The organism is Lelliottia sp. WB101 (assembly GCF_003051885.1).
Lineage (GTDB): Bacteria > Pseudomonadota > Gammaproteobacteria > Enterobacterales > Enterobacteriaceae > Enterobacter > Enterobacter nimipressuralis.
This window is the reverse complement of record NZ_CP028520.1, coordinates 3,165,155-3,191,787: the sequence shown is the minus strand read 5'-3', so window position 1 is coordinate 3,191,787 and position 26,633 is coordinate 3,165,155. Positions and strand designations below refer to the sequence as shown.

The 26,633-nt window shown below is 58.3% G+C and carries 21 protein-coding genes and 1 pseudogene; 6 read left to right on the top strand and 16 right to left on the bottom strand.

Translation table 11 applies throughout. The annotated features are described in order from the left end of the window. The first annotated feature begins 19 nt into the window (after positions 1-19). The 4 genes from DAI21_RS15365 to narI are packed head-to-tail and all read left to right on the top strand — an operon-like array spanning position 20 to position 6,673. Positions 20-3,760, top strand: a complete 3,741-nt coding sequence (locus DAI21_RS15365) for a nitrate reductase subunit alpha (RefSeq protein WP_107703519.1) — start codon at positions 20-22, stop codon at positions 3,758-3,760. Beyond that, positions 3,757-5,301, top strand: a complete 1,545-nt coding sequence (gene narH, locus DAI21_RS15360; RefSeq protein WP_100780080.1) for a nitrate reductase subunit beta — start codon at positions 3,757-3,759, stop codon at positions 5,299-5,301. Before DAI21_RS15365 ends, narH begins: the two co-directional genes overlap by 4 nt. Beyond that, on the top strand, positions 5,301-5,996 hold the full coding sequence (gene narW / locus DAI21_RS15355) for a nitrate reductase molybdenum cofactor assembly chaperone (RefSeq protein WP_107703518.1): 696 nt from the start codon (positions 5,301-5,303) through the stop codon (positions 5,994-5,996). Before narH ends, narW begins: the two co-directional genes overlap by 1 nt. Continuing rightward, positions 5,993-6,673, top strand: coding sequence for a respiratory nitrate reductase subunit gamma (gene narI / locus DAI21_RS15350; protein ID WP_107703517.1), 681 nt, complete (start codon positions 5,993-5,995; stop codon positions 6,671-6,673). Before narW ends, narI begins: the two co-directional genes overlap by 4 nt. Positions 6,674-6,710: 37 nt before the next feature. Here the strand turns inward: narI and DAI21_RS15345 are convergent, their stop codons facing one another. From DAI21_RS15345 to DAI21_RS15320, 6 genes are all read right to left on the bottom strand, one after another. After that, positions 6,711-9,107 carry an autotransporter outer membrane beta-barrel domain-containing protein gene (locus DAI21_RS15345; RefSeq protein ID WP_159075420.1) on the bottom strand — a complete coding sequence of 799 codons (2,397 nt, stop codon included), beginning with the start codon at positions 9,105-9,107 and terminating at the stop codon, positions 6,711-6,713. A gap of 101 nt (positions 9,108-9,208) precedes the next feature. Beyond that, positions 9,209-10,123: a LysR substrate-binding domain-containing protein gene (locus DAI21_RS15340; RefSeq protein WP_107703515.1), complete on the bottom strand. Its 915-nt coding sequence runs from the start codon at positions 10,121-10,123 to the stop codon at positions 9,209-9,211. Between the two features lie 321 nt (positions 10,124-10,444). Beyond that, entirely contained in the window at positions 10,445-11,290 is an 846-nt protein-coding gene (gene nhoA, locus DAI21_RS15335) for an N-hydroxyarylamine O-acetyltransferase (protein WP_107703514.1), read from the bottom strand. 72 nt (positions 11,291-11,362) lie between these two features. Further along, positions 11,363-13,018 carry an iron ABC transporter permease gene (locus DAI21_RS15330; protein WP_107703513.1) on the bottom strand — a complete coding sequence of 552 codons (1,656 nt, stop codon included), beginning with the start codon at positions 13,016-13,018 and terminating at the stop codon, positions 11,363-11,365. Positions 13,019-13,057: 39 nt separating this feature from the next. Next, positions 13,058-14,026 (bottom strand): ABC transporter substrate-binding protein, encoded by a 969-nt coding sequence (locus DAI21_RS15325; RefSeq protein WP_107703512.1) that lies wholly within the window; start codon positions 14,024-14,026, stop codon positions 13,058-13,060. After that, positions 14,023-14,715: an ABC transporter ATP-binding protein gene (locus DAI21_RS15320; RefSeq protein WP_107703511.1), complete on the bottom strand. Its 693-nt coding sequence runs from the start codon at positions 14,713-14,715 to the stop codon at positions 14,023-14,025. The genes DAI21_RS15325 and DAI21_RS15320 overlap by 4 nt, the downstream gene beginning before the upstream one ends. 137 nt (positions 14,716-14,852) lie before the next feature. Between DAI21_RS15320 and DAI21_RS15315 the strand changes: the two genes are divergently transcribed. Continuing rightward, on the top strand, positions 14,853-15,425 hold the full coding sequence (locus DAI21_RS15315) for a flavin reductase family protein (protein WP_107703510.1): 573 nt from the start codon (positions 14,853-14,855) through the stop codon (positions 15,423-15,425). A gap of 61 nt (positions 15,426-15,486) precedes the next feature. On the opposite strand, the gene fusA is transcribed toward DAI21_RS15315, so the two are convergent. Then, positions 15,487-17,589, bottom strand: a complete 2,103-nt coding sequence (gene fusA / locus DAI21_RS15310) for an elongation factor G (RefSeq protein ID WP_107703509.1) — start codon at positions 17,587-17,589, stop codon at positions 15,487-15,489. A 160-nt stretch (positions 17,590-17,749) separates the two neighbouring features. Between fusA and DAI21_RS15305 the strand changes: the two genes are divergently transcribed. After that, entirely contained in the window at positions 17,750-18,052 is a 303-nt protein-coding gene (locus DAI21_RS15305) for a helix-turn-helix transcriptional regulator (protein WP_107703508.1), read from the top strand. A gap of 42 nt (positions 18,053-18,094) precedes the next feature. On the opposite strand, the gene pptA is transcribed toward DAI21_RS15305, so the two are convergent. The 9 genes and pseudogenes from pptA to DAI21_RS15255 form a co-directional block, all read right to left on the bottom strand. Continuing rightward, positions 18,095-18,325, bottom strand: coding sequence for a tautomerase PptA (gene pptA, locus DAI21_RS15300; RefSeq protein WP_012017474.1), 231 nt, complete (start codon positions 18,323-18,325; stop codon positions 18,095-18,097). A 34-nt stretch (positions 18,326-18,359) separates the two neighbouring features. Further along, positions 18,360-18,977, bottom strand: a complete 618-nt coding sequence (locus DAI21_RS15295; RefSeq protein ID WP_107703507.1) for a glutathione S-transferase family protein — start codon at positions 18,975-18,977, stop codon at positions 18,360-18,362. A 37-nt stretch (positions 18,978-19,014) separates the two neighbouring features. Then, positions 19,015-19,902: an ABC transporter substrate-binding protein gene (locus DAI21_RS15290; protein WP_107703506.1), complete on the bottom strand. Its 888-nt coding sequence runs from the start codon at positions 19,900-19,902 to the stop codon at positions 19,015-19,017. 9 nt (positions 19,903-19,911) lie between these two features. Continuing rightward, a complete protein-coding gene (locus DAI21_RS15285) occupies positions 19,912-20,685 on the bottom strand; it encodes an amino acid ABC transporter ATP-binding protein (protein WP_100780060.1) in 774 nt (257 codons plus the stop codon). Then, positions 20,669-21,592: an amino acid ABC transporter permease gene (locus DAI21_RS15280; RefSeq protein WP_100780059.1), complete on the bottom strand. Its 924-nt coding sequence runs from the start codon at positions 21,590-21,592 to the stop codon at positions 20,669-20,671. Before DAI21_RS15280 ends, DAI21_RS15285 begins: the two co-directional genes overlap by 17 nt. Before the next feature lie 9 nt (positions 21,593-21,601). Further along, the gene (locus DAI21_RS15275; RefSeq protein ID WP_100780058.1) at positions 21,602-22,111 is read right to left on the bottom strand and encodes a GNAT family N-acetyltransferase; all 510 of its coding nucleotides are present in this window, start codon (positions 22,109-22,111) and stop codon (positions 21,602-21,604) included. 9 nt (positions 22,112-22,120) lie between these two features. Further along, positions 22,121-24,383, bottom strand: a pseudogene (locus DAI21_RS23270) (NtaA/DmoA family FMN-dependent monooxygenase). 16 nt (positions 24,384-24,399) lie between these two features. Continuing rightward, complete coding sequence (locus tag DAI21_RS15260; RefSeq protein ID WP_102103784.1) at positions 24,400-25,521, bottom strand: M20 peptidase aminoacylase family protein; 1,122 nt, start codon at positions 25,519-25,521, stop codon at positions 24,400-24,402. Continuing rightward, positions 25,518-26,519 carry an LLM class flavin-dependent oxidoreductase gene (locus DAI21_RS15255; protein ID WP_107703503.1) on the bottom strand — a complete coding sequence of 334 codons (1,002 nt, stop codon included), beginning with the start codon at positions 26,517-26,519 and terminating at the stop codon, positions 25,518-25,520. Before DAI21_RS15255 ends, DAI21_RS15260 begins: the two co-directional genes overlap by 4 nt. Positions 26,520-26,633 lie beyond the last annotated feature (114 nt).

The window sequence follows — 26,633 nt, the reverse complement described above, 5'->3', positions numbered from 1 at the left end:
CCCCGTCAGGAGAAACGTCATGAGTAAATTGTTGGATCGCTTTCGTTATTTCAAACAAAAAGGCGACACCTTCGCCGACGGCCATGGGCAGGTGATGCACACCAACCGCGACTGGGAGGACAGCTATCGCCAGCGCTGGCAGTTCGACAAAATCGTGCGATCCACCCACGGCGTTAACTGTACCGGCTCCTGCAGCTGGAAAATCTATGTCAAAAACGGCCTGGTGACCTGGGAAACGCAGCAGACCGACTACCCCCGCACCCGTCCTGACCTGCCCAATCATGAACCCCGCGGCTGCCCGCGCGGCGCGAGTTACTCCTGGTATCTCTACAGCGCCAACCGCCTGAAATACCCGCTGGTGCGGCGGAAATTGATCGAACTGTGGCGCGAAGCGCTGGGCCAGCACAGCGACCCGGTGCTGGCGTGGGACGCCATCATGAGCGATCCGCAAAAGACCAGCAGCTACAAAAAAGCGCGCGGCCACGGCGGTTTTATCCGCTCTAACTGGAAAGAACTCAACCAACTGATCGCCGCCGCGAACGTCTGGACAATCAAACATTACGGCCCGGATCGCGTAGCCGGATTCTCGCCGATCCCGGCGATGTCGATGGTCTCTTACGCCGCCGGTACGCGCTATCTTTCGCTCCTCGGCGGCACCTGCCTGAGTTTTTACGACTGGTATTGCGATTTGCCGCCCGCCTCGCCAATGACCTGGGGCGAGCAGACCGATGTGCCGGAGTCGGCCGACTGGTACAACTCCAGCTACATCATCGCCTGGGGCTCGAACGTGCCGCAGACGCGTACACCGGACGCTCACTTCTTCACCGAAGTGCGTTACAAAGGCACCAAAACCATCGCCATTACCCCTGACTTCTCGGAAGTCGCCAAGCTGAGCGATCAGTGGCTGGCACCGAAGCAAGGCACCGACAGCGCTCTGGCAATGGCGATGGGCCATGTGATCCTCAAAGAGTTCCACCTTGATAACCCGAGCGAATATTTCCTCAACTACTGCCGCCGCTACACCGACATGCCGATGCTGGTGATGCTGGATGCGCGGGACGACGGCAGCCTGGTCCCTGGCAGAATGCTGCGCGCCTCGGATCTGGCCGACGGGCTGGGTGAGGAAAATAACCCGGAATGGAAAACCGTCGCCTTTGATATCGCCGGTGGCCTGGTAGCGCCAAACGGCTCGATTGGTTTCCGCTGGGGTGAAAAAGGCAAATGGAACCTGGAGCCGCTGGCTGCCGGCCAGGAGACTGAGCTGACGCTCTCGCTGCTCATCACCCACGATCAGGTCGCGAATGTGGCGTTCCCCTACTTCGGCGGCAATGAAAACCCGCACTTTCGCAGCGTGAAGCAGGACCCGGTGCTGATCCGCAAAGTGCCGTCGAAAACCCTCACCCTCGCCGATGGCCGTCAGCAACAGGTCGCCAGCGTTTACGATCTGATTCTGGCGAACTATGGACTGGATCGCGGCCTGGAAGATGACAACGCCGTAAAAGATTACGCCGAAATCAAAGCCTACTCCCCGGCCTGGGGCGAGCAGATCACCGGCGTACCGCGTCGCCATATTGAACAGATCGCCCGTGAATTCGCCGATACCGCTCATAAAACCCATGGACGGTCGATGATCATTCTCGGTGCGGGCGTGAACCACTGGTATCACATGGACATGAACTACCGTGGGATGATCAATATGCTGGTCTTCTGCGGCTGTGTCGGCAAAAGCGGCGGCGGCTGGTCGCACTATGTCGGCCAGGAGAAGCTGCGTCCGCAAACCGGCTGGCTGCCGCTGGCGTTTGCCCTCGACTGGAACCGCCCGCCGCGCCAGATGAACAGCACCTCCTTCTTCTACAACCACGCCAGCCAGTGGCGCTATGAAAAACTCACCGCTCAGGAGCTGCTCTCGCCGCTGGCGGATAGCGCCAAATTCACCGGTCACCTGATCGACTTTAACGTGCGCGCCGAACGGATGGGCTGGCTGCCCTCTGCGCCGCAGCTTTCGCTTAACCCGCTGCACATCAAAGCGCGCGCCGATGCCGCCGGGATGTCGGCGCAGGATTACACCGTTCAGGCGCTGAAATCGGGCGATCTGCGCTTTGCCTGCGAACAGCCGGACAACGGTAAAAACCATCCACGCAATTTGTTTGTCTGGCGCTCGAACCTGCTCGGCTCCTCCGGGAAAGGCCACGAGTACATGCTCAAGTACCTGCTCGGCACCGAAAGCGGGATTCAGGGCGACGATCTTGGCTCCACGGACGACGTTAAACCGGAGGAGGTGGAGTGGCAAACGGCCGCCATCGAAGGCAAGCTCGACCTGCTGGTGACCCTCGATTTCCGGATGTCCAGCACCTGTCTTTTCTCGGATATCGTCCTGCCGACCGCCACCTGGTATGAAAAAGACGACATGAATACGTCGGATATGCACCCGTTTATTCATCCGCTTTCTGCCGCCGTCGATCCGGCGTGGGAGTCCCGCAGCGACTGGGAAATCTACAAAGGGATCGCCAAAGTCTTTTCCGACGTCTGCGTCGGGCATCTGGGCACCGAAACCGACGTGGTGTTGCAGCCTCTGCAGCACGACTCCCCGGCGGAGCTGTCCCAGCCCTTTGATATTCAGGACTGGCGCAAAGGCGAATGCGATCTGATACCTGGCAAAACCGCGCCGAATATCGCCGTCATTGAGCGCAACTATCCGGAAACCTACGAGCGTTTTACGTCGCTGGGGCCATTAATGGACAAACTCGGCAACGGCGGAAAAGGCATTTCGTGGAACACTCAGGATGAAGTCGATTTCCTCGGCAAGCTGAACTACGTCAAGCTCGACGGCCCGGCCAAAGGTCGACCGCTGATTGATACGGCCATTGACGCCTCGGAGGTGATCCTCGCGCTGGCCCCGGAAACCAACGGCCACGTGGCGGTGAAAGCCTGGAAAGCCCTCGGCGAATTTACCGGGCGCACTCACACTCATCTGGCGATCAACAAAGAAGACGAGAAAATCCGTTTTCGCGATATCCAGGCCCAGCCGCGCAAAATCATCTCCAGCCCCACCTGGTCTGGCATTGAGAGCGAACACGTCTCCTACAATGCCGGGTACACCAACGTTCACGAGCTGATCCCGTGGCGCACCCTCTCTGGTCGCCAGCAGCTGTATCAGGATCATCAGTGGATGCGCGCCTTTGGTGAAAGCCTGGTGGCCTACCGTCCGCCGATTGATACCCGCAGCGTGACGCACATGCGAGAAATTCCGCCAAACGGCTTCCCGGAAAAAGCGCTGAACTTCCTGACGCCGCACCAGAAATGGGGCATCCACTCCACCTACAGCGAAAATCTGCTGATGCAGACCCTGTCTCGCGGCGGGCCGATCGTCTGGATCAGCGAAACGGACGCCAGAGAGTTAGGCATTGAAGACAACGACTGGATCGAAGCCTTCAACGCCAACGGCGCCCTCACCGCCCGCGCGGTAGTGAGCCAGCGCGTGCCGCCAGGGATGACCATGATGTATCACGCCCAGGAGCGCATTCTGAACATACCAGGATCGGAAGTGACCGGACGTCGCGGCGGCATTCACAACTCCGTCACCCGCGTCTGCCCAAAACCCACGCACATGATTGGCGGCTACGCACAGCTGGCCTACGGCTTTAACTACTACGGCACCGTCGGCTCGAACCGCGACGAATTCATCATGATCCGCAAGATGAAAAACATTAACTGGCTGGATGGCGAAGGTCGGGATCAGGTACAGGAGGCGAAAAAATGAAAATACGCTCACAGGTCGGCATGGTACTGAATCTCGACAAGTGCATTGGCTGTCATACCTGCTCGGTGACGTGTAAAAACGTCTGGACCGGGCGCGAAGGGATGGAGTACGCGTGGTTTAACAACGTCGAAACCAAACCGGGCATTGGCTATCCGAAAAACTGGGAAGATCAGGAGGAGTGGCAAGGCGGCTGGGTGCGTGGCATCACCGGAAAGCTCACGCCGCGCCTCGGTGGACGCGTGGGCGTGCTGTCGAAAATCTTCGCCAACCCGTCGCTGCCGGGCATTGACGACTATTACGAACCCTTCACCTTTGACTATCAGGATCTGCACCGCGCGCCGGAGGGCGATCATCTCCCTACCGCTCGCCCGCGCTCACTGATCAGCGGCAAACGGATGGATAAAATCGTCGGCGGCCCGAACTGGGAGGAGCTGCTCGGCGGCGAATTTGAGAAACGCGCCCGCGACCGTAATTTCGACAAGATGCAAAAGGAGATGTACGGCCAGTTCGAGAACACCTTCATGATGTACCTCCCGCGCCTGTGCGAACACTGCCTCAACCCGAGCTGTGTCGCCACCTGTCCGAGCGGCGCCATCTACAAGCGTGAAGAGGACGGCATCGTCCTGATCGACCAGGACAAATGCCGCGGCTGGCGCATGTGCATCAGCGGCTGTCCATACAAAAAAATCTACTTCAACTGGAAGAGCGGCAAGTCTGAAAAATGCATCTTCTGCTACCCGCGTATCGAATCCGGCCAGCCGACCGTGTGCTCGGAAACCTGTGTCGGGCGCATTCGTTACCTTGGCGTGCTGTTGTACGACGCGGACCGCATCGAAGAAGCGGCAAGCACCGAGCACGAAACGGATCTTTACGAGCGTCAGTGCGACGTGTTCCTGAACCCGAACGACCCGGCAGTGATTGAGGAAGCACTGAAACAGGGCATTCCGCAGAACGTGATCGACGCGGCGCAGCGCTCGCCGGTCTACAAAATGGCGATGGACTGGAAGCTGGCCCTGCCGCTGCACCCGGAATACCGTACCCTGCCGATGGTCTGGTATGTGCCGCCCCTGTCACCGATTCAGTCCTACGCCGATGCGGGGGGGCTGCCCCAGACCGACAGCATTCTGCCTGCCGTCGAAAGCCTGCGTATTCCGGTGCAGTATCTGGCGAATATGCTGAGCGCCGGCGATACCGGCCCGGTGCTGCGCGCCCTGAAACGTATGATGGCGATGCGCCACTACAAACGCTCGCAAACCGTTGAAGGGGTGACCGATACGCGCGCCATCGACGAAGTGGGCCTGAGCGTGGAACAGGTAGAAGAGATGTACCGCTACCTGGCGATTGCGAACTACGAAGATCGCTTCGTGATCCCGACCAGCCACCGTGAAATGGCGCGTGACGCCTTCCCGGAGAAAAACGGCTGCGGCTTTACCTTCGGCGACGGCTGTCACGGCTCCGACACCAAATTCAACCTGTTCAACAGCCAGCGCATCGACGCCATTAATATCTCCGAGGTGCGTGAACACGGGGAGGGAGAGTAATGCGAATTCTTAAAATTATCGCCCTGCTCATTGAATATCCCGACGAGGCGCTATGGGAGAGCCGCGATGAAGCCCTTTCTCTGATCGCACAAGATGCCCCGCCGCTGCTGCCGTTTGCGCAGCAGCATCTTGGCGCGGCGCTGCTGGATAAACAGGCCCAGTGGTGTGAAGTGTTTGAGCGCGGGCGGGCCACCTCTCTGCTGCTGTTCGAGCATGTTCACGCCGAATCCCGCGATCGCGGTCAGGCGATGGTTGATCTGATGAGCCAGTACGAGAAAGCCGGTTTACAGCTCGACTGCCGCGAACTGCCGGATTATCTGCCGCTCTATCTGGAGTATCTGAGTCTTATTCCTGACGATGAGGCGCGCGAGGGGCTGCAAAACGTCGCGCCAATTTTGGCCCTGATCGGCGGGCGGCTAAAACAGCGCGATGTCCCGCAGTATCAGCTGTTCGACGGCCTGCTTCAGCTCGCCGCCAGCAAGCTAACAAGTGACAGTGTCACTAAGCAGGTCGCAACAGAACAGCGCGATGACACTCGCCAGGCGCTGGATGCCGTGTGGGAAGAGGAACAGGTGAAGTTTATCGAAGATAACGCCACGGCGTGCGACAGCTCGCCGATGCAGCAATATCAACGACGCTTTAGCCAGGACGTCGCGCCTCAGTACGTGGACGTCAGCGCCGGAGGCCCGAAATGATGCACTTTCTGAACATCTTCTTTTACGATATCTACCCGTATCTGTGCGGGACCGTGTTTCTGCTGGGAAGCTGGCTGCGCTACGACTACGGGCAGTACACCTGGCGCGCGTCATCCAGCCAGATGCTCGATAAGCGCGGCATGGTGCTGTGGTCGAATCTGTTCCATATCGGCATTCTGGGGATCTTTTTCGGCCACGCCTTCGGGATGCTGACGCCGCACTGGGTCTATTCGTGGTTCCTGCCGATGTCGCAAAAACAGCTGATGGCGATGATCCTCGGCGGCGTCTGCGGCGTGCTGACGCTGGTCGGCGGCGCGGGACTGCTGGTGCGCCGCCTCACTAATCCGCGTATCCGCGCGACCTCGTCCACGGCAGATATCCTGATCCTCTGCGTGCTGCTGGTGCAGTGTATTCTCGGTCTGGCGACGATTCCGTTCTCCGCACAACACCCCGACGGCAGCGAAATGCTGAAACTGGTCGACTGGGCGCAGGCGGTCGTCACCTTCCACGGTGGCGCCTCCGCGCATCTCGACGGCGTGGCCTACATCTTCCGCGTCCATCTGGTGCTTGGGATGACCATCTTCCTGCTGTTCCCGTTCACCCGGCTGGTTCACGTCTGGAGCGCGCCGGTGGAGTACCTTACGCGGCGCTATCAGGTGGTGAGATCGCGCCGCTGAGTAAACTAAACCCTCCCCGTCACTCCAGGCGGGGACATTACCATTTGACGCGCACCCCAATATTCCCGCCGGCCCCGTAGTTATCGGATGGATTATGCGGACTCGCCTGAACGCCCAGGTTGCCGTACACCTCATAGCGCCCGTCATTCCACGCCAGCGTGCCGCCAACGCCCGTCGCAATTTGCGTCCGCGCATCGCGCGATGCGAAGTTGACCTCGGCGACATCCACAGAGCGGCCTTCGCCCAGCTCCTGATACACATCAAGCGTAACTTGCAGCAATGAGCGTGTCCGGGTTTTGTCCTGCGCCTGCCATTCGTCACGACGATCGCCGCTGACACCCAGACGCGCAAGCAGGCTGTTCCCCTCGCTGAGTGACACTTTGCTGTCGAACCTGTCTTCAAAACTGTCGAAATCCACGCGCGACCAGATCAGCTGCGCCTGCGGCGTAACCGCAAAACCGGTGTCGGAATCGAGACGCCAGCCCGTTTCGACGGAGCCTGCATAGCCGTTCCCTTTATTGGACGATGTCAGCGGTTTGCCGATCGTATCGGAATCCAGATCGCTGTCGAAAAACATCATTTGCAGCTGCCCGTCGACATAAAAACCGTTATTGCCGTACCAGGTCAGCGTCAGCCCAGGGCCGTAACCGGTGGTGTTGATACTCCCTTTGCCAGAGTAAGCACGAATATCCGCATCCGCCCGGCCGTAGCTAAAGTTCACGCTGCCCGTCAGCAATCCGTGCGCGTTTTCATGGACTGGCACATCCAGCCCGGTCTGTAGCTTCCAGAGCGTGGTCGTGCGCTGAGCGTCGGTCGTGGATGTGACCGGCTCATTGTGCGTACGCGTACCTTCAATACGCGCCCAGGCGCCAGGTGCGCTTTCTGTTTGCGGCACAACGCCGTCCACCCAGTAGCGATCCCCCACGCGCTGTTGCAGGGTAGGAACGCGATTCAGTTCCGCGAGGATCTGCGGATACTGTTCATACAGGGCCGCCCCGGGATGGTAACGCTGCGGCACATTCTCATCCGGCGTTTCAGGGATGACAGGGAACACCGGTAATCCCGGCGTGACCGGGTTGGGCACAGGGGTTTCGGGATTGGGCACTTCAGGCACCGGCGCGACCGGTGACTGTGGATCGGCGAGATCCGAGGTCAAATACCACCAGCGCCCCTGCCCATACTCCAGCGTGCGAAACGTGTAGGCATACGCGCCATGCACCACCGCCTGTTCACCGTCGGTCGTGGTGAAATCACCGTGAAGCGTAAACGCCTCGCCGTCCGATTGCTGCGCAGCAAAAATCAGGGGAATACCGTTTTCCGTGAATCCCCCTTCGCCACCGAGATTCACGATCTCAACCGTGGTATTGCCCGACGCGCTGCCGGTAATAAGCAGCCGATCTGCGGGGGAATCATCGCCGCCGAGAACACTTTCCATCAGCACTCTGCCGCCGTCGCCGTGATAGTCCCCGTCAATGGTCAGGGTGCCGATGGAGTTGCCCGGCGAAATCGTTCCTGCATTGGTGGTACTCCCGACACGCCCGATACCCTCCAGCGTGCCGCCCGACAGCAGGGACACCGTCGCACCAGACATATCGCCGTTGACGCTCATCACGCCATTTTCCTGAGCCTGTAGCAGCCCGGTAAAATCACCGTGATCGCGATTAAACAGCGTTCTGCCGTTAACAGCGTCAATCGAGATATTTCCGACCAACCCGGTGCCCGCGCCTTCAGCATTATCCAGCCCATCATTCAGGGTGCTGTCGAATACGTAGTCCGTGGCGTTATGATTAAGAATAATATTGCCGGAACCCTCTCCGGCAGTAATCCGATCCCCGACAACGGTGCCCGGCGCACGCGAATTCTCACCTCCGATAATCAGCACCCCGCTTGACCCCGCGTTTTGCCCAAGCGTGACCGTGCGGGAATTGACGACGCCCCCATCAGCGACGATCAAGGTACCCGCCCCGTCGCGGCCAATCCCCAGGCTATTAGCGGTATTCCAGGTGGAGCCCGGCCCGGTGACTTCGACCGTGCCCGATGACATAGCATTAAAACCGATAAAGCCGGTGGAGAGATTCGTTACCAAACCGCCATCACGAATGAGCAAGGTTCCGTTACCCGTATGTCCGACGTAGAGGAAACTGGTGTTATCCCAGTGAGAACCGTCGCCCGTCACCACCACGTGACCTTCTGAATCCGCAGTTGACGCCACAAAGCCGCTATAGCTTTGTACGATGCCCGTCTCACCCCCGCTCACGCCTATATTTAACGTTCCGTTAATATGAAAATTAAGCGCCGTCGCCGGTGAACCTGCATCGCCAGGAACAGTAATAATTTGCCCTTCAGTAATATTATCAATCGCCTGAACAGAAACCGATATCGGAATAATAAGCACGAGAAGCAGGTTTATCGAAAAAGAGATAATAGTCGGCATGCGCGAAGCAGCATTAACCCACCGCGGACGGGAAAAATAGATAAACATAATCTGACCTTTAGTGTGCTGGTGTAAAACGCCAGCAGGAGAAGTAATTATAGCTAACCAGGGAAATATTTTATAAATGCGTGACGGATATCATTCATCAGTAATTTTGCAACGGGTGTGAGCGTTTGTTGTTGGCGGTAGATCAAACTGTATTTTCCGTCGGGCAGGATCTCCTCGACATTTATCCGACATAACTTATCTTTCAGCCACGGAAGCGCCAGCATGGCCTGCGGGCCCACGGAAAGATAGCCCTCGCCCAAAATAAGCTGTTCGGCAATGGTGGTGGAATCGCCATACAGAACAGAGGCTTCAGGGCCTTTGCCATCAGGAAAAACCACGCTCTCAATAGCGCTAAAAAAACCGGCGCTGGCAATGGGGAGATACCATTTCGCATTGCGCAGTTCTGCAAGCGACCGCGCCTGTGACAAGGGATGATCCTTGTGGGCAAAAACACAAAATTTCGCCCTACCCAGCAGCTCTTCGCTGAACTCCTGCAGGGCAATATCGGGGGTGACGATACCGAGAAAAAAGTCCATCCGCCCCAGACGCAGCGATGCCAACAGCTCCGATAGCTGCCCTTCGATCACCGTTAATGTCGCCTGCGGGTAACGGGCCTGAAATCGCTCAATGATACCCGGCATGATCCCGAAGGCTGGCAGATGTGAGCAGCCAAACATCACCACGCCCTGGGCCGCACTCTCCTGCTGGCGAAGCTCATCAACGGCGCGTTCCAGCTCGTTGAGTACGAGGTTCATTCGCGGTTCAAAAATGCGGCCAGCCTCGGTAAGCAAAGCGCCGCGCGCGGTTCTGTCCAGCAGTACCACACCCAGGGTTTTTTCCAGCTCCTGTATGCTGCGGGTCATCGCAGACTGTGTCTGATGATTCGCCTCCGCTGCCGAACGTATGCTCCCGTGCTGAATAACCGCACGAAGATTTTTAAGCTGATTAATTTTCGGCAGATGACGCATCTGAATCCTCAGCAAAGCAACGGATAAGCGTTAAATTATAGCAGCGGATGTATGGTGCTATAGGCTGATACGTCGCCTTTAAATTCACGCCCTTGCATTGAGTGGGGATATTATTTTAATTCTGCGGCAGTGTAAATTGCACCGGTGATGCTTTATTTGCATCGCAATGGCATAAAAGACATACCTTTATTTTATTTTTAATCCAACACACTAAAGTCATTTAAAAATAAATATGGATTATAGACTGCACGAAAATATTACCTGGATAATGGCATAGTGTTTGGCGTCAATTAAAAAAAGGGGCTTTCGCCCCTTTTCAGTCTATTTCCCCGCATCGGGATGCGTATCAAACCCGGCCATCACCGCCGTCAGTTCGGTCAATGAAAAACCGTGTTTCGGATCATCCACGCCCAGCCCAAATCGCTCCTGTATCAGCGTATACAGCGCCTTGGCGTCCGGCAGGTTAATCTGCTCCGCCACACGGGTACCCTGCCAGTGGGTAAAGTGGTAATTGGTCAAAGTCAATTTACCGCCGTCCGGCAGGTGTCGGCACATCAGCAGGTGGTGACGGAAGTGCGACTGTGGCCAGTGAGCAGACCAGAAATTGCCCATCACGTAATCGGTGAAATACTGCGTCGCAAGGTCAAAATGGTACATCGACTGCCAGTGCTCGTGGTGACGGAACTGCAACACCCAGTCGTTGTTCTCGTTCATCAGGCGATAGACGCCGTGTGGCGTGGCCTGCTCTTCTGCGGCAATCAGGCGAATCGGCGCCGTCAGCGTCTGTCCGCCGAATCCGACGTCCGCAATCCAGCGCTCGCCGTTGAGTTCAACCAGCAGCAAACGGTGGGTGCGCGGCGGCATCTGCGGCGGATTCGCCAGCACCACGCGGCCCAGCACGCTGCGCACCTCAAAACCGACTTCGCGCAGCACGCGCTCGAACAGCCCGTTCTGCTCAAAGCAGTACCCGCCGCGACGCGCCGAAACCAGTTTGTCTGCCACGCTCTGATCGTCGAGCTGGATTTCACGCGGCATCACCACGTCAATATTTTCAAACGGGATCGCGCAGTTGTGACTCAAATGCAGCGCCCGTAGGGTGTCGATATCCACGGAAACCGGCTGTTGCCAGCCGATACGGGCAAAATAGGCGCTCAGAAATGGGGACATAGTGAAGTTCCTTGTAGAGATATTCCCTGTTTATAAACTATTTTTGCCTGCCCACTGGTGCAAAAGTGCTTTTTATCGGGCCGCGCCGCGCTGCATGATGCGAAGCGCCGTGAGCATCAGCACCAGCCCGGTCACTAGCGTCAGTGTCGCCATCGCCATCCCTTGCCCCACGGAACCCTGTTCAAACTGACGCCAGATAAACACCGAGACGGTTTGGGTGCCAGCTGGTGCAAGCAGCAGCGACGTTACCAGCTCCCGCGAGGCAATGGCGAAGACCATCAGCATCGCCGCCAGCAGCGCCGGGGAGACCAGCGGCAGCACGATAAAGCGCAGCGCCTGAAACGCCGACGCACCATGCACGCGCGCGGCGGATTCAAGATTGCCGCCCAGCTGGCGCAGCGCGCTCCCGACATAGCGTACCGGCCACGGCAGAAGTAAACAGCAGTAGGAGAGCAACAGGATCACCCAGCTGTTATAGGGTGAAATCACCCAGAACGGCTGGTTCCACAATAGGATCAACCCGACACCGACCACCACACCGGGCAGCGCCGCAGGCATCAGAGAGAGCGCATCGATCAGGCCGCGCCCGGTGATCTTCTGCACCACCACCAGCCACGACGCCAGCAAGCCAAGCAGCCCGGTGATGCAGGCCGCGCCGAACGCCAGGGAAAGGCTGGCTCCCAGCGCTGCCAGGGCATCACCCTGCTGGCTAAACAGCGCGGCATAGTGTGACAACGTCACGTTAGAGAGCGTCACGCCGCCCGATAACGTGCCCAACATCCCCGATAACACCATCGATGCGCCGGGCAATAGCACCGCAATTATCCCTACCAGCGCCATGAATGCCACCATCGGCAGCGTCCAACTCCCCGCCTCCGCGCCCATGTTTTCCGTCGGTTTACCGGTGATACTGGTGACATCATGCTGACCGGTAAGCTTTTTCTGCAATCCCCAGGCGCACAGGGCGATGGCGACTAATACCACCGACAGCATCGATGCCCCCGAAAGATCAATTGGCCAGTCGGCCAGTTTTTTCTCGATGTCGGTGGTCAGCATCACTACGCCCGCGCGCGTTCCCAGCGCCGCCGGAACGCCGAACTCCTCAATCGCCAGGGTAAAGGCCAGCAGCATTCCGGCTGCCAGGGACGGGGAAAGCATCGGCAGAGTGATGTGCCAGAACGCCCTGCCCGCGCTGGCGCCATGAACGCGGGCGACCCGCGCCAGACGCTGACCGCTGGCGAGCAGACTGCGCGAAACGGCGAAGTAAACCACCGGGAAAATATTCAGCGCCATCACCAGCACAATCCCGGTTTTACTGAACAGCAGATCGTTCAGGGAAATCCCGGTGAGTTGCTGCAAATAGCCGTTAGTCTGAAGCACCAACATCCACGACAGCGCCGCAATATAGGGCGGCGTTAAAAAAGGGATCAAGAACAGCAGATCCCACAGGCGCGGCAGCGGCAGATTAAACAGCCCGCGTGCCACGCCGAGGGGAAAGCCGAACAGCGCGCTCACCAGCGCCACGCCGAGCGCAATCTGCAGCGTGCCACCGAGCATGCCGGGGAGCTGTGGCTCAGCTAACAGCGCCTTTACCCCGCCAAACGCGCCGGAAAACGATCCGGCACTGAACTGCGGAAATACCGCCTGAAGGAGAATAAACGCGAGCGGAAACGCCACCAGAATCACCAGCAGCGCCAGCGTCATCACGGATAAAAATCGTTGATTCACGAGACAATCCTGAAGACGGGGTTGCCCCCGTCGAATGAATTACAGGGAGAAAAGCGTGTTGAAGCGCTTGAGAATATCGCTGCGCTCGCTGCTACCCTCGCTTTTGGTCGGCAGGATTTTCAGCTCGTTGAGCAGCGGGCGTTTAGCCTGAACATCGTCGCGCGCGGGCATCAGCCAGGCATCGGCCACCATCGTCTGGCCTTCCGGCGACAATACATAATCGACGAACGCTTTGGCGTCGTCGGCATGGGCGGTGGATTTAAGGATCATCATCGGACGCGGCGCGATCACCGTGCCGCTGGACGGGAAAATGACTTTAAGCGATTCGCCCTGATTGATATTGCCGTAAGAGACATAGTCAACCGCGCCAAATACCGCCGCTTTCGCCCCCTGCATCACCGGCGTCACCGCCTGCGCGTTCGGGCCGCTGACCACCATGCCGTTCTTTTTCAGCTTATCAAACAGCGTCCAGGCGTTGTCGCCCATGCCGTTTTGCAGCCCGATCAACAGGTCGAGCGACGCGCCTGACAGCGCCGGATCGGGCGTGGTGACTTTATCTTTGAACGCATCGGTGGTCAGATCCTGCCACTCTTTTGGCTCCGGGGTGCCGCTTTTGGTGTTCCAGACGATCCCAAGCGCCGACACACCCTGGGCGACATAATCCGTGGATTTCAGAGTAGCCGGCACGTGCTGCGCATTCGCGCTCTGGTACGGTAACAGCCAGCCGCGCTGGTGCAGATCTTCTGCCGTATCCCATGAGGCGGAGATCAAAATATCCGCCTGCGGGTTGGCCTGTTCGGCCTCCAGACGCGCCATGACTTTGCCGGTGGTCGCCTGGAAAATATCCACTTTCACCCCGGTTTTCTTTTCAAACCCGGTTGCCAGATTCTTGGCCAGCGATCCTGGCCCTGCAGTGTAGACGGTCAGCGCATGGGCGCTGGACATCATGACGGAAGATAGCGCCATGGCGAGAAGAACTCCTTTAGTAACGGCAAATGACCTTTTCATGCGAACTCCCCTGAGGATGAAATCAAACGATCGGCAGCCACGCTGCCTGCAGACAAATGCACGATGCGATCGGCCAGAAGTTCAGCCTCCCGACGGTCGTGGGTAACATAGATGGCCGTCGTCCCGAGCTGGCGCAAAAGCGTTGCCATCTCATGACACAGTGATTCGCGCAGTTCGCTGTCGAGATTGGAGAGCGGTTCGTCGAACAACAGCACGCGCGGCTCGGCGACGATCGCCCGGGCGAGTGCCACCCGCTGCTGCTGGCCGCCGGATAACCCCGCCGGTTTGCGGTCGGCAAAATCGCTTAAGCCAACCCGTGCCAGCGCCTGCGCCACGCGCGTGCCGATGTCACGGCGCGGGATGTGGCGCATTTTCAGGGGGAAGGCCACGTTTTGGGCCACCGTCATGTGTGGCCAGAGGGCGTAATCCTGGAAGACCATGCCGATGTCACGGGCCTCCGGCGGCAGCGACCAGCCTGCTTTCGCCACCCGTCGGTCACCAAAGAAGATTTCGCCCTGTGCGGGCTGTGCAAGCCCGGCGAGCAGTCGCAGCAGTGTGCTTTTCCCACAGCCAGACGGGCCGAGCAGCGCGACGACGCTACCCGCATCAATATGCAGATCGAGTTGATTTAACACGGTGTTCGCACCAAACGCGTACGACACGCCGTTGAGCGTGATAGTGCTGTACATCTTGTTATCCTCTTTGGGATTTCGTGTTCGCCACTGTAGGGAGACTGTATGACGAACGCATGACACGCATGTTGCAGCTTGATTTCACCTGCGTTTCAGCCGTTTAATGCCGTATTGCCCCTGTATGAGGAGTTCCTGTGAACCATTTCCGTCCCGTTGAATTAAAACATGCGAGCCGCCTTCTCAATCACGGCCCGACGGTGCTTATCACCAGCCGCGATGAGCAAATCGACAGACGCAACGTGATGGCCGCGGCCTGGTCGATGCCCGTCGAATTCGAGCCACCGCGCATTGCGATTGTGGTGGATAAAAGCGCGTGGTCGCGCGAACTGATTGAGCGCAGCGGCATGTTTGGTATCGTCATTCCGGGCGTCGCCGCCGCAAACTGGACCTACGCCGTGGGCAACGTCAGCGGTCGCGATGAGGATAAATTTAACGCCTACGGCATTCCGGCAGTCAGCGGCCCGGTGCTGGGCCTGCCGGTGATAGAGGAGCGGTGTCTGGCGTGGATGGAGTGTCGCTTACTCCCTGCGACCTCAGCGGCGGAAAAATACGATACGCTGTTTGGCGAAGTGGTGGCTGCGGCAGCGGATTCACGCGCGTTTGTCGCCGGACGCTGGCAGTTTGATGAGGAGAAACTGAATACGCTGCATCACCTGGGGGCGGGAACTTTTGTGACGAGCGGGAAGATCGTAAAAGCGCCGGAATAAATTCCGGCGCTTATTTTGTCGGCCCGGTTCACCGGGCATTTTTCCTGCTTAACGGGCTGCGCTAGCCTTTCGCGCGACTGGCAATAATGTCATCGGCCACATTGCGCGGCGCTTCGGCGTAATGGTGGAACTCCATGCTGTAGGTTGCACGCCCTTGCGACATCGATCGCAGGGTGGTCGCGTAACCAAACATCTCGGCCAGCGGGACGTCAGCGCGAATAATCTGGCTGCCGAACCGCTCTTCCATGCCCTGCACCATCCCGCGACGGGAAGAGAGATCGCCCATGATATTCCCGGCGTACTCTTCTGGCGTCTCCACCTCCACGTGCATCACCGGCTCCAGAATCGCCGGGTCCGCTTTGCGCGCGCCCTCTTTAAAGCCGAAGATCGCCGCCATGCGGAAGGCCATTTCCGAGGAGTCGACGTCATGGTACGAACCAAAAGTCAGGGTCGCTTTCACGTCTACCACCGGATAACCCGCCAGCACGCCGCTGTTCATGGCTTCACGCAAGCCTTTTTCCACGGACGGAATGTACTCGCGCGGCACCACGCCGCCTTTGGTGGCGTCTTCAAATTTAAAGCCGCTGCCGGGTTCAAGCGGTTCAAGGCTTAGCACTACGTGGCCGTACTGCCCTTTACCGCCGGACTGACGGACAAATTTGCCCTCGATCTCTTTCACCGCTTTACGCAAGGTTTCGCGGTAGGTGACCTGTGGACGGCCAATGTTCGCTTCAACGCCAAACTCGCGTTTCATGCGGTCGACGATAATTTCCAGGTGCAACTCGCCCATCCCGGAGATAATCGTCTGGCCGGATTCTTCGTCCGTGTGCAGGCGGAACGACGGATCTTCTGCCGCCAGGCGCTGCAGCGCGATCCCCATTTTCTCCTGATCGGCCTTGGTTTTCGGCTCAATCGCGAGTGAAATCACCGGGTCCGGGAACTCCATACGCTCCAGGGTGATCAGATGATCCGGATCGCTCAGGGTGTCGCCCGTCGTGACATCTTTCAGCCCCACGCAGGCGGCGATATCGCCCGCGCGTAGTTCATCGACCTCATGACGGTCGTTGGCATGCATCTGCACAATACGCCCGATACGCTCTTTCTTCCCTTTCACCGGGTTGTATACCGCATCGCCTTTTCTCAGCACGCCGGAATAGACGCGGATAAAGGTCAGCTGGCCGACGTACGGGTCGGTCATCAGCTTGAACGCCAGCGCCGAGAAGGGTTCGTCGTCGCTCGGGTGACGCTCCGCCGGTTGCCCTTTATCATCCACGCCATCAATAGCCGGCACGTCGAGGGGCGACGGCATCAGTTCGATCACCGCGTCGAGCATGCGCTGTACCCCTTTGTTTTTAAAGGCACTGCCGCACAGCATCGGCTGGATTTCACCTTTGACCGTGCGTATGCGCAGCCCGTCGATGATTTCCGCTTCATCCAGATCGCCCGTTTCCAGGTATTTATCCATCAGCGCATCGCTGGCTTCCGCGGCGGCCGAGACCATTTTTTCTCGCCAGATTTTGGCGGTGCTCAGCAAATCGTCCGGGACCGGCGCATAGCTGAAGGTCATGCCCTGGGTGGCGTCGTCCCATAAAATGGCGCGCATTTTGATGAGATCGACCACCCCGCTGAAGTGCTCTTCAGCGCCAACAGGGATGACAATCGGCACCGGGTTGGCCTTCAGGCGATCAATCATCATCTGCACCACGCGGAAGAAATCGGCTCCCGGACGGTCCATTTTGTTGACGAACGCCAGGCGCGGGACGTGGTATTTGTTCGCCTGGCGCCAGACGGTTTCCGACTGCGGCTGGACGCCACCGACGGAGTCATAAACCATCACCGCACCGTCGAGCACGCGCATGGATCGTTCCACTTCAATGGTGAAATCCACGTGCCCTGGGGTGTCGATAATGTTGATCCGGTGCGGTTCAAAATTACGATCCATACCGGGCCAGAAGCAGCTCACCGCCGCGGACGTAATGGTGATCCCGCGCTCTTGCTCCTGCGCCATCCAGTCAGTTGTTGCCGCGCCATCGTGGACTTCACCCAGTTTGTGGCTCATTCCGGTGTAAAACAGAATGCGCTCGGTGGTGGTCGTTTTACCGGCATCGATATGCGCGGAGATACCGATGTTGCGATAACGCTCAAGAGGGATGGGTCGGGGCATGATAAATCCTTAGTCAGTTTGACTTGAGTAGAACGACCGGAATGGTCGTCTGTGTGTTCGTCTGCTATAATAGTCCTATTGTACGAGTATATACGAACTATATTTTTAAGGATGGGCCTATCATTAAGATAGCTCACCTTCCCGCTAACCCAGGAAGTCTATGATCGCCAACCACCCCGAACCTGAACAAATCACGCTGGAAAATGTGCTGTTAGCCCTCGGTAACCCGCTGCGACTGGAGGTCCTCCGCCTGCTCGCTGATGGCAGTGAAATGAGCTGCAACGCCCTGCGCCCGGAAGACATTGCCAAATCGACCATGACCCATCACTGGCGCGTGCTGCGCGATAGCGGCGTGATCTGGCAGCGCCCGCAGGGACGCGAGAATATGATTTCGCTTCGAAGAGAAGATCTGGATGCCCGCTTTCCGGGGCTGTTGGATACGTTGTTGCGGGTGATGGGCTAGCGTTTTTTGCCGGGTAAGCGCAGACGCCACCCGGCCTAAATCTTACATCGAATACCCAGGCTTTTTGATGAGTTCATCCAGCTTCGGTCCGATTTCCGTATCCCAAACCTGCGCTTTCCAGTCTTCCTGCTGCACCTGATTCAGGGCAACAGAGACTGAACTGTCTTTACTGTTAAAATGACGAATAATCACCTCCGCGATATCCGCCGCCAGGGCGGTTTTTTGTTCATCGTTCAAATCGCGGGGAAAACATTTGATATCAACGTGTGGCATTGCAGGCTCCTGTTGTTGTGAGCATTTCAACTTATCAGATAATTTCGTTCGCCTTTAACACCTTGTGCAGTTCTGGCCGCTGACAGACAGCATCGGCAATGGCGGTGATACGCGGCGTATTGGCGGCAAACCACGCGTGGCGCGGGCCCCAGGTGCGCATTACCGCAACATAGACGTCAATCAGCGTGAGCTGCTCGCCAAGCGCATAGGGCGCGGCTTTAAGATGATTATCCAGCCACAGGTAGAGCGACTTACGCCAGGCGATACAATTTTCACGCAGCTGTTCCGGTGCGTCCGGCGCCCAGCGTTCAGGGTAATCGGCGTAGGTAAACGTAGGATAGACATTGGCCACCAGCCAGATCAGCAGGCGCTGAAACTGCGCCCGGTCGGGATGGCCCACGGGTGGGGCGAGTTCCGGACAACGGTCCAGAATCATCAGGCCGATGGCGGCCGTTTCACTCATCACTGTGCCATTTTCCAGCTCCAGCGTCGGCACCTGGCACAGCGGATTGAGTTTCTCCAGCAGAACGCGCTGCGGGCCGGGCGAATCAAACCCTTCGACGTTGATAAAACGATAGGGAATATCGGCCAGGGTCAGCATCACTTCGCTGATTGCCGAACCCCAGCCGGGTACGCCATACACGTTAATCATACTGCCCCCACTCAGAACAAATTCTAAGTGTAGAACATCAGTAGGTGATGCCCGGCGGATTGACTTCGGAGCGCGCGACGCCTTCGCCCTGCTCACCCCAGCGCGCCAGCACCTGCTGATACTCCCCACGCTGAATCGCCCCATCGAGCGCGGCCTGCAGGGCATACACCAGCTCATTCCCCTTTTTGGTGGTGGTCGCAACATAGGCTTTTTTCGGCCCAAGCCCCACTACCCTGGTTTTGCCCGTCAGCGCCGCTTTATAAGCGGAAACCGACTGCGGGCCGAAAAACACATCCGCGCGCCCGGACTGAATATACAAATTGCCGGAAGCGTCATCCGTCAGATAGACCGGCAGCGCCGCCTCGCGCCCGGCCTTTTTGTTCTCCTCGTTCCAGCCGAGAAGAATGCGCTCCTGATTAGTGCCGGAGCCGACAATCACCTTTTTACCCGCCAGATCTTCGGCGTTTTTGATCGTCTGCACGTCGCTGGTGGATTTCACCGAAAACGCCAGTGAATCGACGCGATAGGTGGCAAAATCAAACTTCTCTTTACGCTGCTCGGTCACCGCAATGTTCACCAGCGCCACGTCGTAACGCCCGGAGCTGATCCCGAGCGGCCAGTCTTCCCAGGCGGTCGGTACCAGTTTCAGTTTTAACCCCAGACTCCCCGCAAGCAGCCGGGCGATATCCGGATCGCTGCCAATGCGGGTGCGATTATCGCTGGCGAGCAACGCCAGCGGCGGCGAATTAAGGGCAGAGATGGCGACCGTCAGCGTACCCGGCTCGACAAATTTATAGCCCTGCGGGATCTTCGCGATCGCCGCCTGATCCACCGTCACCGGCAGCGGCTGTTCGTTAGCCTTTAAATCAATGCTGGCCTGGCTCACTGAAACGACGCCCAGCAGCGCCAGCAATCCGTATTTCATACCCTCTCCTTACAGCACTTTTGACAGGAACTGACGCGTTCGCGCGTGGGACGGACGGTTTAATACCTCGTCGCTACTGCCCTGCTCGACTATTTTGCCATCGACCATGAACACCACCTGATCCGCCACTTCGCGGGCAAAACCGATCTCATGCGTCACCACCACAAGCGTAGTGCCGGATCGGGCCAGTTTTTTGATCACGTCCAGCACTTCGCCCACCAGTTCCGGGTCGAGAGCCGACGTCGGCTCATCAAACAGCATCACCCGCGGGCGCAGGGCCAGCGCACGGGCAATGGCGATGCGCTGCTGCTGGCCACCGGAAAGATGACGCGACCAGGCGTCGGCTTTTTCACGAAGCCCGACCACATCCAGCAGGCCGTATGCCCGCTCTACCGCCGCTTTACGGCTCAGTTGCTTATGCGCAATCGGCGCTTCAATCAGGTTTTCCAGCACCGTGAGATGCGGGAACAGGTTAAAGTTCTGGAACACGTAGCCGACGTTGACGCGCTGCTTGAGGATCTCTTTCTCTTTTAGCTCATAGAGTTTGTCGCCCTGACGGCGATAGCCGATGTAATCCCCGTCAATCTGGATAAAGCCTTCATCGACGCGCTCCAGGTGGTTAATGGTGCGCAACAGCGTCGATTTACCGGAGCCGGACGGGCCGAGGATCACCGTCACCGAACCGGGCGGGATCTCAAGCGAGACGTTATCCAGCGCCTTATGGCGACCAAAGAATTTACTGACGCCGGTAATCGAAATATGTCCTTCAGGAGAGGCTGGCATGGATAGGCTCCTGTGATGGGGTAACGGAACGGGTGCGCTGACTGGCGCGAGACTGATTTACCGCCGAGCGGCGTTCGCTGCGGGCAAGACCGCGCTCCACCACATGCTGAATGACCGACAGCACGGTGGTGATCACCAGATACCAGGCCGCACCAACCATCAGCAGCGGGATCACTTCCTGCGTGCGGTTGTAGATCATCTGAATGGTGTAGAACAGCTCCGGCATGGCCAGGACGTACACCATGGCGGTGCCTTTGGCGAGGCTAATAATCTCATTAAACCCGGACGGCAAAATGGTGCGCAGCGCCTGCGGCAATATAATGCGCACCGTGCGACGCCAGGCCGGTAGGCCCAGCGCGGCAGCCGCTTCGTACTGGCCGTGATCGACGCCTAAAAAACCGCCGCGAATGATTTCGGCGGTGTAAGCGCTCTGCACCAGCGTCAGGCCAACCACGGCGGTTGAAAACTGCCCCAGCACGTTGATGGTCTCAAATTTGCCCCAGGTTATCTGAGTAAAAGGCACGCCGAGGGAGAGCGTGTCGTACAGATACGAGAAGTTGTAGAGAATGATCAGCACCACAATCAGCGGCAGCGAGCGGAACAGCCAGATATAGCCGAACGCCAGGGTGCTTAACAGCCACGACGAAGAGAGTCGCGCCAGCGCTAACATGCCGCCCAGCACCACGCTTAACGCCGTGCCAATTAAGGTCAGCAGCAGCGTTTGCCCGACCCCTTCCAGAATTACCGGATCGAAGAACCAGCGTGCAAACACGCCCCACTCCCAGCGCGGATTAAAGGCCACCGACTGAACGACGACCGCCAGCACAAACAGCGCGGCAATCGCTCCGACGGTGCGCCAGGGATAGCGCGCCGGGACCACTTTGATGGTTTCAACGTTGTTGTTCATCGTCGTTCCTCATGCGGATTTACTGAACGCTTCGCGAACCAGCGTTTTGGTGAAGCGCAGACGCCCGTCAAAGGGTGGCTGGCTGTACTCTTCCGGATCGCGATCGAGATCGAACTGCGGCGCGTAGCCCTGGCTCAGATAGAGCCTCACCGCTTCCGGCTGACGAAAACCGGTAGTGAGATAGATACCGCTGTACCCCGCCAGCACCGCCCTGCGCTCCAGCTCCTGCACCACGCGCGCGGCCAGCCCCTGCTGGCGCAGCGTTTTGTTCGTCCAGATGCGTTTGATCTCGGCGGTGTGCGCGTCAAAGGGTTTGTACGCACCGGTGGCGATGATCTCGCCGTCGCGCTCCAGCACGATAAACAGCCCCTGCGGCGGCAGATACCACTCGGTCAGTTCGATTTCCGCGTCTTTGGAAAAGTAGTCGCCGTAACGGGCGGCGTACTCTCCGAACAGCCCGTCAATGATGGGCTGAAGATCGGCATCTTCCGGCGAAACGTCGCGAAAAAGATCGCTCATGTGACCTCCTTAGTCGCCCAGCCCGGCCGGGTTCACTTCTGAGCTCGGAATACGCTCGACACCTTCGCCCCAGCGGTTGAGCACCTTGTCGTAATCCCCGTTTTTAATCACACCGTTGAGCGCCGTTTGCACCGGTTCAACCAGCCCGGAGCCTTTTTTCAGCGTCACGGCGATGTGCGCCGCTTTCGGCCAGCCGCCATCCACGCTGCCCACCAGTTTGGTTTTGCCGGTCAGGGCCGCTTTCCACGCGCCAATCACATTCGGCCCGAAGAACGCATCAGCCCGCCCGGACTGCAACGCCAGGGTTTGCGCCGCGTCGTCTTTGGTGTAGACCGGGGTAAACGGCTTCAGCCCTTTTTTGAGGTTTTCCGCGTTCCACGCCAGCAGAATCGCTTCCTGATTGGTACCAGAGCCGACAATAATGCGCAGCCCGGCGATGTCTTCAGCCTTCCCAAGGGATTTAATCGGGCTGGTCGATTTGACGTAGAAACCGAGGGAGTCTTTTCGATAGGTAGCAAAATCGAACTTCTCTTTGCGCTCTTTGGTCACCGTGATGTTGCTGATCGCCGCGTCATATTTTCCGGATGCCACGCCGAGCGGCCAGTCCTCCCAGGAGGTCGGCACCACGTTCAGCTCCAGCCCGAGGCTGTCGGCCACCAGACGCGCAACGTCCACTTCGCTGCCCAGCAGCGTTTTGTTGTCATCGGAGAACACGGTAAGCGGCGGCTGGTTCAGCCCCGCCACGGCGACAGTGAATTTACCCGGGACCGCAAAGCGATAATTCTTCGGCAGTAGCGCCACGGCATCGCCGTTTTTGACGGTATTCACCGGCGTTTTATTGGCCTCGATGCTCACACCGGTGCCGTTAATGTTCACATTTTCTGCCCAGACGGCAGGGGTAAAGGCCAGCGCGAGCGCCAGAACGAGCGAGGTTTTCTGCATAGCGTGTCTTCTCTTATTGTTGTGTGAACTGATTTTTTGGCTGGTCTAACCCCAGGCTTTCGCGAAGCGTGGTGCCCGGATAGTCGGTGCGGAACAGTCCGCGGGCCTGCAGGAGCGGCACCACCTGATCGACAAAGCGCGGGAAGGTGTCTGGCGTACCGCCCTGAATGATGAAACCGTCTGCGGCGTAGGCGTCGAACCACTGCTGCAGGCCATCGGCCACCTCTTCCGCGGTGCCGGAAAAACGCGGGCGCGGGGATGCCGCTTCCAGCGCCACCTGGCGCAGCGTCAGGTTCCGCTCGCGGGCGTTACGTTTGATGTCATCGGTGGTACTGCGGAAACTGTTTTGCCCTAATTCGCCGATATCCGGGAAAGGTTCGTCGAGAGGATACTGGCTAAAATCGTGATGCTCGAAATAACGTCCGAGATAATTCAGCGCGTCGTTTATCGACACCAGCGCGGCGGTGGTTTGATACTGTTCTTCCACGTCTGCGGCATCTTTTCCGACAATCACGCTCACGCCCTGGAAAATATGCAGTTCATCAGCGCGGCGGCCATTTAATTCCAGCTGAGATTTCACGTCACGATAAAAGGCTTTGGCTTCGTCCAGGGTCTCGTGATGCGTAAATATGGCGTCGGCATGTTTCGCCGCCAGTTTTTTGCCGTCTTCCGAGGCTCCCGCCTGAAACACAATCGGGCGGCCCTGCGGTGTGCGGCCAATATTCAGCGGCCCGGCGACCTGGAAGAAATCACCGTGGTGATCCAGCGTGTGTAACTTCTGCGGATTAAAGAATTGCCCGCTCGCTTTATTGCGCACAAAGGCATCCTCTTCCCAGGAGTCCCACAGCCCTTTCACGACGTCGAGATACTCATCGGCGATGCGATAGCGCAGAGCGTGCTCGGGGTGTTTTTCGCGGGAGAAGTTTTTCGCAGAGCCTTCCAGCGGTGAGGTCACCACATTCCAGCCCGCGCGCCCGTTGCTCAGATGGTCGAGGCTGGCAAACTGCCGCGCGACGGAAAACGGCTCGCTATAAGAGGTCGACAGCGTTCCGACCAGCCCCAGACGCGAAGTCATGCTCGCCAGAGCGGATAAAACAGTTAACGGCTCAAAGCGATTCAGAAAATGCGGGATCGACTTTTCATTAATATAAAGTCCATCGGCGACAAATAAAAAATCGAGTTTCCCCTCTTCCGCTTTTAACGCCGTCTCTTTGACGAAATTAAAATTAATGCTGGCATCAGCCACGGCTGCCGGATGACGCCAGGCGGACATATTTCCCGATGCGCCATGCAATATGGTTCCAAGACGCAATTGTCGTGTTGCAGACATAGTCACCCCTTACTGGTTAAATTTGATGTAATGCTTTTTCTGCAAGCTGCGAGAAATAGTGCGCGGCGGGTTCGATTAAGGCTTCGTCCGGATTAAAACCCGGATGGTGCAAACCGAAAGGACTGTTGCTACCAATGCTGACGAACGCGCCGGGAATGTGCTGTAAATAGACGGCAAAATCTTCGCCGCCCATGTGCAGCTCTGCGTGCTGCGTTTCGTAACCCGTTTCGCGCGCCACAGAGGTGGCGAAATCGGCCCAGCGTTCATCGTTCACCAGCGCGGTCGGTCCGGCGTACCAGGTGATATCAATCTGCGCGTTAAAGGCGCTGGCAAAGCCGGCGGCGATCTCGCCGACACGGGCTTTGACGTTCTGCTGCACTTCAATGCGATGGGTGCGCAGCGTCCCTTCCAGCTCCACGCTCTCCGGCAGTACGTTCCAGGTGTTGCCGCCTTCGATGCGCGTCACGCTCAGCACCACGGAATCCAGCGTATTGACGTTACGGCTGGCGACACTTTGCAGGGCGGTGACGAGCTGGCTGGCGAGCAGAATGGCGTCGGAGCCTTCGTGCGGACGGGCGGCGTGCGCCCCTTTACCGGTCACGCGGATCACAAAGCGGTCGACGTTGGCGTAAAACGGCCCGCCGCGCGTGGCGAAGGCCCCCACCGGCAAACCGGGTTCGTTGTGCATGCCGAAAATCGCGCTGACATCCTGAAGCGCACCGGCGCGGACCAGGCTTTTCGCGCCGCCAAAATTCTCTTCGGCGGGCTGGAACAGAATGCGCACTCGCCCCGGCAGCGTGGCTTCGCGGGCTTTGAGCTGCAACGCTGCGCCCAGAATCACGCTGGTGTGAATATCGTGACCGCAGGCATGCATTACGCCCGGATTCTGCGAGCTAAATTCCACACCGCTGCGCTCCTCAATCGGCAGCGCGTCGATGTCTGCGCGCAGGGCAATCTGTTTCTGGCCCTGACCAATTTCGGCGACGATCCCGGTCTGGAGATCGTACGGCAGCACGGTGATCCCGGCCCCCGACAGCCACTGGCGCAGACGGGCGGTGGTTTCGACTTCCTGCCCTGACAGTTCAGGATGGCGGTGCAGTTCACGGCGCCAGTCGATCAGCTGTTGTCCGAGGCTCATACCAGCACCTCCCCGGCAAATTTGGCCTGCGCCAGTAAGCGCAGCGATTGCGTGCGGGCGAGTCCGTCCGCCACGGGCGTATCAATAATAAATTCGTCGATGCCCCAGGTCTGGTGCAGGTTTTCCAGTTCATTGAGCACCGATTCCGGCGTGCCTTTGATCAGCGACTGGGCGCGGCGGGCAATGCGCAGCGGTTCGCTTTCGGCCTGTCGCGCAAAGGCATAGGCCTGCTCTTCGCTGGCGACCGTTACCCGCTGGCCGTTCGCCAGCTCAACGCCCCACACTTCCACTTTTTCCGCCAGCGCATCGGCCTGCGCCTGAGTCGGGGCGACGATCGCCTGGACCGCCACGATGACGTTAAGCGCGCTGTGAGTGCGCCAGGTTTCCAGCACGTCGCGCAGGAGATTCACATCCCCGTTGAGATGGGCGGCAAAGACAAAGTTCCAGCCGAGTTTCGCCGCCAGTTGCGCGCTTTCAACGCTTGCGCCGAGCAGGAATTTCTCCGCGGGCGCAGAGGGCAATGGCGTGGCTTTGACGCTGTCGTCCTGCACGTCAGTTGATGGGGTAAGCCAGCGATCGAGCTGGGTCAGCTGATCGGCAAAACTCCCCTTTTCGTTCTGATGCAGCCCCTGTTGCAGGGCGCGCGTGGAGAGCGGCAAACCGCCGGGCGCTTTCCCGACGCCCAAATCGACGCGGCCAGGGGCAATCGACGCCAGCACGTTGAAGTTTTCCGCCACTTTGTACGGGCTGTAATGTTGCAGCATCACGCCGCCAGAACCGACGCGGATGTGTTTGGTTTGTCCCAGAATCCAGGCAATGAGCAGCTCAGGCGAGGGGCTGGCCAGCTGAGCGGTATTGTGATGTTCGGCAATCCAGAAGCGGTGAAAACCCAGCGCTTCGGCCTGTTTTGCCAGACTCAGGGTACGCGCCAGCGCGTCGGCGGCCGTTTCGTTCACCGCCACAGGGCTTTTATCCAGAATGCTGATTCGCCAGGACATGTTGTGTTCTCGTTTGACTTAACATGTCGCCATTATTAAAGGGGGATTTCACCTCTGAGAAACAATTAATTTACATTTAGTTTGCCGGAAATCAGAAATGCATCCCCCTTCTCT

What these genes read in the sequence shown, in the direction of transcription:
- DAI21_RS15365 (WP_107703519.1), top strand. Translation starts at nt 20, where the DNA reads ATGAGTAAATTGTTGGATCGCTTTCGTTATTTCAAACAAAAAGGCGAC.
- narH (WP_100780080.1), top strand. Translation starts at nt 3,757, where the DNA reads ATGAAAATACGCTCACAGGTCGGCATGGTACTGAATCTCGACAAGTGC.
- narW (WP_107703518.1), top strand. Translation starts at nt 5,301, where the DNA reads ATGCGAATTCTTAAAATTATCGCCCTGCTCATTGAATATCCCGACGAG.
- narI (WP_107703517.1), top strand. Translation starts at nt 5,993, where the DNA reads ATGATGCACTTTCTGAACATCTTCTTTTACGATATCTACCCGTATCTG.
- DAI21_RS15345 (WP_159075420.1), bottom strand. Translation starts at nt 9,107, where the DNA reads ATGCCGACTATTATCTCTTTTTCGATAAACCTGCTTCTCGTGCTTATT.
- DAI21_RS15340 (WP_107703515.1), bottom strand. Translation starts at nt 10,123, where the DNA reads ATGCGTCATCTGCCGAAAATTAATCAGCTTAAAAATCTTCGTGCGGTT.
- nhoA (WP_107703514.1), bottom strand. Translation starts at nt 11,290, where the DNA reads ATGTCCCCATTTCTGAGCGCCTATTTTGCCCGTATCGGCTGGCAACAG.
- DAI21_RS15325 (WP_107703512.1), bottom strand. Translation starts at nt 14,026, where the DNA reads ATGAAAAGGTCATTTGCCGTTACTAAAGGAGTTCTTCTCGCCATGGCG.
- DAI21_RS15320 (WP_107703511.1), bottom strand. Translation starts at nt 14,715, where the DNA reads ATGTACAGCACTATCACGCTCAACGGCGTGTCGTACGCGTTTGGTGCG.
- fusA (WP_107703509.1), bottom strand. Translation starts at nt 17,589, where the DNA reads ATGCCCCGACCCATCCCTCTTGAGCGTTATCGCAACATCGGTATCTCC.
- DAI21_RS15305 (WP_107703508.1), top strand. Translation starts at nt 17,750, where the DNA reads ATGATCGCCAACCACCCCGAACCTGAACAAATCACGCTGGAAAATGTG.
- pptA (WP_012017474.1), bottom strand. Translation starts at nt 18,325, where the DNA reads ATGCCACACGTTGATATCAAATGTTTTCCCCGCGATTTGAACGATGAA.
- DAI21_RS15295 (WP_107703507.1), bottom strand. Translation starts at nt 18,977, where the DNA reads ATGATTAACGTGTATGGCGTACCCGGCTGGGGTTCGGCAATCAGCGAA.
- DAI21_RS15290 (WP_107703506.1), bottom strand. Translation starts at nt 19,902, where the DNA reads ATGAAATACGGATTGCTGGCGCTGCTGGGCGTCGTTTCAGTGAGCCAG.
- DAI21_RS15285 (WP_100780060.1), bottom strand. Translation starts at nt 20,685, where the DNA reads ATGCCAGCCTCTCCTGAAGGACATATTTCGATTACCGGCGTCAGTAAA.
- DAI21_RS15280 (WP_100780059.1), bottom strand. Translation starts at nt 21,592, where the DNA reads ATGAACAACAACGTTGAAACCATCAAAGTGGTCCCGGCGCGCTATCCC.
- DAI21_RS15275 (WP_100780058.1), bottom strand. Translation starts at nt 22,111, where the DNA reads ATGAGCGATCTTTTTCGCGACGTTTCGCCGGAAGATGCCGATCTTCAG.
- DAI21_RS15260 (WP_102103784.1), bottom strand. Translation starts at nt 25,521, where the DNA reads ATGAGCCTCGGACAACAGCTGATCGACTGGCGCCGTGAACTGCACCGC.
- DAI21_RS15255 (WP_107703503.1), bottom strand. Translation starts at nt 26,519, where the DNA reads ATGTCCTGGCGAATCAGCATTCTGGATAAAAGCCCTGTGGCGGTGAAC.